The following is a 6,988-nucleotide window of genomic DNA, read 5'->3' on the forward strand; positions in this document are numbered from 1 at the left end:
ATGGAGGGTGGGGGAGTGGGGGAGTGGGGGAGCGGGGGAATTAATCTTTTTCCTTTTCCCTTTTCCCTCTCTATCTTCCTTTTGACTTTATAACCCCAAGTTTCGGCTATACATTTATTAATATTTCTTTAAAGAAATTAACTTTGATGTTGATGAGTTAAGTTCTACTTAAATTAAGTAATAAATTTGGGAAGTTAAATTTAAGAAATAAAGTAAAAAATATTTAACTAAATAATAAGCTTCCGTAGAAGTTTTTATAACATTAGTTATACATGGAGGATAGGATAAATTCGTTATGAGTACTATCACTCAACGCCGACCCGAAATTGATATTTTCAAACTTTGCACTTTTTCCTGGCAGCTGTACCCACAGTAGGTATTTGGTTAGCCACGGCGGCTGTGTGTTTGATGTCATTTAACCTCAATGGCTTCAACTTCAATCACTCAATTTTGGACAGCAGCGGTCGGGTAATCTATTCGGATGCCGATGTTGTCAATCGGGCTAATCTGGGTATTCAAGTAATGCACGCGCCGAACGCTCACCATTTCCCTCTGACGCTGGCAGGAGGCGAAGCAATTACCGTAATTTGAAGAAAAGTTAAGTTATTCCTGGCTGTCGTAAAAATACCGCGTTAGGCAAATAAGATTTTCTGCCAGAGCGTCCTTATAATAGGGACGTTTTTTTATACAAATTGTAAGATGAAAAGTAGATATGCCTTTTTTTGGTATCCCAGGTTTTTTCCAACGCTGGTGACGGTTGTTGGCTTGTTAGGCAGCTACATGGCGCTGCCGGGACGCCTATCTGACTCGCGGCTGCCCAGTTTTGGGATGGCACATCCAGTCAAAGCAACTAATCTGGTTTTTTCCGTACCGACACAGTATCAAGGCAAAACGGTTCGCAAAGTGGATTTAGGTACTCCAGAAAAAGTAATTGCGCTGACTTTTGATGATGGCCCCTGGCCGAAAACTACCTTGCAGGTGCTGGAAATCTTGAGGAAAAACAACATCAAGGCAACGTTTTTCTGGATCGGACGAAACCTGAAAAATTATCCCGATATTGGGCGGAGGGTAGTGCAAGACGGTCATGTCATTGGCAACCATACGTGGCATCACTGGTATTTTCATATGAATCCGGCTGTGGCTGCTGCCGAAATAGAAAATACAGCCGCCCTAATTTACAAGACGACTGGCGTCAAGACATCGCTTTTCCGTCCGCCTGGAGGCTTCCTAAACAACGGCCTAGCAGCTTACGCCCGCTCTCAAAAGTATGCGATCGTGATGTGGTCGGACGATCCGGGGGAGAACCATATCGGCAGATCTGCGCCTGTTTTAGCCAATAATGTCCTGAAAGCTGCCCGACCGGGAGAAATTATACTACTGCACGATATTCACCCCAGAACGGTGCAGGCTTTGCCAATAATTATTGCCGGACTCAAACAGCGGGGATATCGATTTGTCACGGTGCCGCAACTGTTGGCGATGCAGAAGCGGGCACAGAACCCCAAGACTGAGCCTCCAAAGGCCGCTAATTAAGAGGGAGACAGTAGGAGAGCGGGGGAGCAAAACTATCTCCCCTCTCTGTCTCTGCTGAAGTTAGAAGCGCCAAACAAGCATAAACATTTGGATAAAGCACTGATAAAAATACTGAATCTCTTATTTTTATCTCACAATTAAGTACTTAATAATATTCGTATTATAGCTGACTTTTTTATAAAAAGTATCAAAAACCACAATATATTTATAATAGCGGATAAAACAACCTACAAATTGTTTTAAAGAGAAACTAAAACGTCATTGAAGTTGTTTATTAAATAAAGTGATACTTTTTGGCCGACATCCCCCAAACTTTGTAACATAGTATTAGCGCAGAAAGAAAAGATAACTGTGCAAAGTAACGGGGAGAAAAAAGCCATGTTGGAGCAATGGAAAAATTTTGTTCCAGGAAAATGGACAGAAGAAATAGATGTCCGGGATTTTATCCAAAAAAACTACACTCCTTATGAAGGAGACGAGTCCTTTTTGCGTAGCCCCACCGAAAGAACTCACCAGCTGTGGAATCAAGTACTGGATTTAATGAAGCAAGAACGACAAAAAGGCGTGTTAGATGCCGATACAAAAGTCGTTTCAACTATAACTGCACATCAGCCCGGTTATCTTGACAAAGAGCGAGAACAAATTGTTGGTTTGCAAACAGAAAAACCGCTGAAGCGAGCAATTATGCCCTTGGGCGGTATCCGCGTGGTAAAAGCCTCCCTAGAAGCTTACGGCTACAAACTCGACCCAGAGACGGAAGAGATTTTCAGCAAATATCGCAAAACTCATAACGATGGAGTTTTCGATGCTTACACCCGTGAAATGAAACTGGCGCGGCATTCTGGAATTATCACTGGATTACCGGATGCCTACGGTCGGGGTAGGATTATCGGCGATTATCGCCGCGTAGCTTTGTACGGCGTTGACCGCTTAGTTGCGGACAAAAAAGAACAACTCAAAGAACTGGAACTCGACTCGATTGTAGAATCGGTTATTCAGTTAAGAGAAGAGATTTGCGAACAAATTCGAGCGCTGCAAGAACTCAAACAAATGGCGGCTAGCTACGGATTCGATCTTAGCAAACCCGCAGCGAATGCCAAAGAAGCCGTACAGTGGACATACTTCGCTTACCTGGGTGCCGTGAAAGAACAAAACGGTGCGGCGATGTCCTTGGGGCGAGTTGCCACGTTCTTGGATATTTATTTTGAGCGCGATTTGCAAAATGGCGATGCGACAGAAGCGCAATTGCAAGAAATTATCGACCATTTTGTGATGAAGTTACGCATGGTGCGGTTCCTGCGGACACCAGATTACAACGAACTGTTTTCGGGCGATCCAACTTGGGTAACAGAATCGATCGGCGGTATGGGTGAAGATGGGCGCACTCTCGTCACCAAGAACAGTTTCCGTTTGCTGCACACACTATATAATTTAGGCCCTGCGCCAGAACCGAATTTAACGATACTTTGGTCGGAAAGATTACCAGAAAAATTCAAACATTTCTGCACGAAAGTTTCGACCGATACCAGTTCGGTACAATACGAAAACGACGATTTGATGCGTCCGTATTACGGCGATGATTATGGAATTGCCTGCTGCGTTTCGGCGATGCGAATCGGTAAGCAGATGCAATTTTTCGGGGCACGGGCCAACCTTGCCAAAGCTTTACTGTATGCGATTAACGGTGGCAAGGATGAAAAAGCGGGAGATCGAATTGCACCTGAATTTGAACCTGTTACATCCGAATACCTGGATTACGATGAGGTGAAGGCGAAGTTCGATCGCCTGTTAGATTGGTTAGCGAAACTGTACGTTAACACCCTCAATGTCATCCACTATATGCACGACAAATACTGCTACGAACGGCTGGAATTTGCGTTGCACGATCGGGAAATTCTCCGCACTCTAGCTTGTGGCGTTGCAGGTTTGTCAGTAGTAGCAGATGCTTTCTCGGCAATGAAATATGCCAAAGTGAAAGTGCTGCGAAATGAAAGCGGTTTGGCAGTTGATTATCAAATCGAAGGCGATTTCCCGAAATACGGAAATAACGACGATCGCGTAGATAGCATTGCCGTTAACTTGGTCAAGGATTTTATGGATAAGATCCGCCAAAACAAAACTTACCGAAATGCAGTGCCAACCCAATCTGTTTTGACGATTACTTCTAACGTTGTTTACGGTAAGAAAACGGGAAATACACCCGACGGACGCAAAGCTGGGGAACCGTTTGCACCAGGGGCAAACCCAATGCACGGACGGGATACGAAAGGTGCGATCGCATCTTTAGCCTCAGTTGCCAAACTACCTTACGAACACGCCCAAGACGGCATTTCCTACACCTTCTCAATTGTGCCGAAAGCCTTGGGTAAAACAGAAGACGATCGCATCAAAAACCTGAGTGGAATATTAGATGGTTATTGCCACGATGGCGGACATCATATTAATGTAAACGTACTCGATCGCGAAACGTTGCTAGATGCCATAGACCATCCAGAAAAATATCCGCAACTCACCATTCGGGTATCGGGATACGCAGTTAACTTCATCAAATTAACTCGCGAACAACAACTCGATGTAATTAAGCGGACATTCCACGATCGCATTTAGAATATAGTAGGGTGGGCATTGCCCACCCTATTGTTTCCAGGAGTTCCATCTCTGTTCGATCGCCAAAATTTGAGGATTTTTGATGTCAACGCCAATCTCTATTTCCGAATCTTCTCAAAATCAGAATGTCGTCGGACAAATTCATTCTGTAGAAAGTTGCGGAACAGTTGATGGCCCAGGTATCCGCTTCGTTATTTTTACAAAAGGTTGTCCTCTGCGTTGTTTGTATTGCCACAATCCCGATTGTCGTCCCATGACTGATGGCAAACAAGTCACCGTCGATGAATTAATTGCAGAGATTGAAAAGTACAAATCTTATATGCGCTTTTCTGGCGGTGGCGTTACTGTCAGCGGTGGCGAACCTTTGATGCAGCCTCATTTTGTCGCGGAAATCTTCAAACGCTGCAAAAAGCTGGGTATTCACACAGCATTAGATACTTCCGGTTATGCGGATTTAGAACACGCCGCCAAACCAGTGCTTGAGTACGCTGACTTGGTGTTATTGGATATCAAATCCTTTGAACCGGAAACTTACTTTAAGGTTACCAGCGTTCCCATCGAACCTACTCTAAAATTAGCCAAATATCTGAGTGAAATTAACAAACCAACTTGGATTCGGTTTGTTTTGGTACCGAATCTCACGGATGACCCTGCTAACATTGAAGGACTTGCTAGTTTTATCTCCACGTTGGGAAATATAGAAAAGGTGGAGGTACTGCCTTTTCACAAGATGGGCGAGTACAAATGGGAACAGTTGGGTTATGATTACCAACTCAAAGATACCCAACCGCCAACAGCAGAGTTAGTGCAACGAACGGTAGATATCTTTAAAAAATACGGTCTGGCAGTCGTATCGTGAAATTTCCACATAATATCTGTGGAATTATGGAGAAATTCGTGCTAAAAAATGATGCAAAACCTGCATTGAAGAACGAAGCAAAAAGCAGGCGATCGCAATTACTCCACCCCCTAGCTTCTTCCTCGTTAACAGGGAAGGGGTACTGCATAAAAAGCTTAAATTTTGCTGAATATCATCCCTGACCTACAAATGCCTCAACAAGCGTTTTCAACTGTAAATAAATATGGAAGATAATTCCCAAATGTCGAAAAAGTAATATATACTTAGAACAGAAAGGTAGATAGGAACCTAAAAAAAGTTCAAGAAAAAGTTAATCGGATAGTTTCTCTGGGTAAAATATAAATAGATAAACAGGCAAGACGTTATCCAGAGAAACAAAGCCAGCCCAAAAAATTTCCATCCTCAACATCAATATAGCCAGAGCGTTCTGGTTGTAAACCCTATCTCGATCGCATTCAGCCAGATCCTAAAGGAATCCTCATGACAGTCACAAACATAACCGAACTGGAAGCCTTAATTGCACGAGTTAAAGCAGCGCAAGAAAAATATGCGACTTACACCCAAGAACAGGTGGATGTTATCTTCAAAAAAGCCGCACTTGCAGCCAATACCCAACGCATCCCGTTAGCCAAGATTGCGGTTACCGAAACCGGAATGGGAGTGGTAGAAGATAAAGTGATTAAAAACCACTTCGCTTCCGAAATTATCTACAACAAATATAAGCACGAAAAAACCTGCGGCGTTATCGAAGAAGATAAATCATTTGGATTCCAAAAAATTGCGGAACCAGTGGGTATTTTGGCAGGTATTGTGCCGACAACAAACCCAACTTCGACGGCGATTTTCAAAGCCCTTCTCGCCCTGAAAACCCGCAACGCGATTATCTTTTCGCCTCACCCACGGGCGAAGAAATGCACGATCGAAGCCGCGAAAATCGTCCTGAAAGCAGCAGTAGAAGCTGGTGCGCCACCAGATATCATCGGTTGGATTGACGAACCCACCGTACCGCTTTCCCAAGCTTTAATGCAACACCATGATGTGAAGCTGATTCTCGCTACAGGTGGCCCAGGAATGGTGAAAGCTGCCTATTCTTCAGGACACCCATCATTAGGCGTAGGCGCGGGAAATACCCCAGCAGTAATTGATGAAACTGCCCATATTAAAATGGCTGTATCTTCAATTTTGTTGAGTAAAACATTCGACAACGGCATGATTTGCGCCAGCGAACAATCGGTGGTGGTTGTCGATTCAGTTTACGACACGGTTAAAGAAGAATTTCTGGAAAGGGGCGCTTATTTCCTCAATCCAGAAGAACGAGAAAAAGTCGCCAGTAAAATTAGCGTCAACGGACGTTTGAATGCGGAAATCGTCGGACAATCGGTAGAAACTCTCGCGAAATTAGCTGGAATTACCGTTCCGCCAGACACCAGAGTGCTGATTGGCGAAGTCGAAGAAATCGGCCAAAACGAACCTTTTTCGTTTGAAAAACTCTCGCCGATTTTGGCAATGTATCGGGCGAAAAACTACCAAGAAGCGGTAGAAAAAGCCGATGCTTTAATTACTTTTGGCGGACACGGACATACTTCTGTATTGTATACAGCCCCATCCAATCAAGAACACATCAAATATTTTGAATCGAAGATGGAAACAGCCCGCGTGCTGATTAATACGCCATCTTCGCAAGGTGCGATCGGCGACCTCTACAACTTCCGCCTCGATCCTTCTTTGACTCTCGGTTGCGGTAGCTGGGGCGACAATTCGGTATCGGAAAATGTTGGCCCTCAACACTTGCTGAATATCAAAACCGTCACCGAACGCCGAGAAAATATGTTGTGGTTCCGCATCCCGCCCAAGGTGTATTTCAAATATGGTTGTTTGCCAGTGGCGTTGCGAGAATTAGCGGGGAAAAAACGGGCATTTATCGTTACCGATAAACCGCTATTTGACTTGGGCGTAACGGATAAAGTTACTGAAATTCTGGATGAAATC

Annotated in this window: 4 protein-coding genes and 1 pseudogene; all 5 read left to right on the forward strand. The window is 44.2% G+C overall.

All coding sequences use genetic code 11. The features are described from left to right. Nucleotides 1–339 precede the first annotated feature (339 nt). Nucleotides 340–591 (forward strand): annotated as a pseudogene (locus tag H6S82_RS13025) (Photosystem Q(B) protein 1); the annotation flags it as partial. A 108-nt stretch (nucleotides 592–699) separates the two neighbouring features. Further along, nucleotides 700–1,533: a polysaccharide deacetylase family protein gene (locus H6S82_RS13030; RefSeq protein ID WP_190462079.1), complete on the forward strand. Its 834-nt coding sequence runs from the start codon at nucleotides 700–702 to the stop codon at nucleotides 1,531–1,533. Nucleotides 1,534–1,911: 378 nt separating this feature from the next. After that, the gene (pflB, locus tag H6S82_RS13035; RefSeq protein WP_190462103.1) at nucleotides 1,912–4,140 is read left to right on the forward strand and encodes a formate C-acetyltransferase; all 2,229 of its coding nucleotides are present in this window, start codon (nucleotides 1,912–1,914) and stop codon (nucleotides 4,138–4,140) included. Nucleotides 4,141–4,222: 82 nt separating this feature from the next. After that, entirely contained in the window at nucleotides 4,223–4,999 is a 777-nt protein-coding gene (gene pflA, locus H6S82_RS13040) for a pyruvate formate-lyase-activating protein (protein WP_190462077.1), read from the forward strand. Nucleotides 5,000–5,452: 453 nt separating this feature from the next. Then, nucleotides 5,453–6,988: aldehyde dehydrogenase family protein (locus tag H6S82_RS13045; RefSeq protein WP_347339493.1), on the forward strand; the 1,536-nt coding region annotated here is incomplete at its 3' end.

It is taken from the genome of Planktothrix sp. FACHB-1355 (genome assembly GCF_014748295.1).
In the GTDB taxonomy this organism is placed as follows: Bacteria; Cyanobacteriota; Cyanobacteriia; order Cyanobacteriales; family Aerosakkonemataceae; genus Aerosakkonema; species Aerosakkonema funiforme_A.

What these genes read in the sequence shown, in the direction of transcription:
- H6S82_RS13030 (WP_190462079.1), top strand. Translation starts at nt 700, where the DNA reads ATGAAAAGTAGATATGCCTTTTTTTGGTATCCCAGGTTTTTTCCAACG.
- pflB (WP_190462103.1), top strand. Translation starts at nt 1,912, where the DNA reads ATGTTGGAGCAATGGAAAAATTTTGTTCCAGGAAAATGGACAGAAGAA.
- pflA (WP_190462077.1), top strand. Translation starts at nt 4,223, where the DNA reads ATGTCAACGCCAATCTCTATTTCCGAATCTTCTCAAAATCAGAATGTC.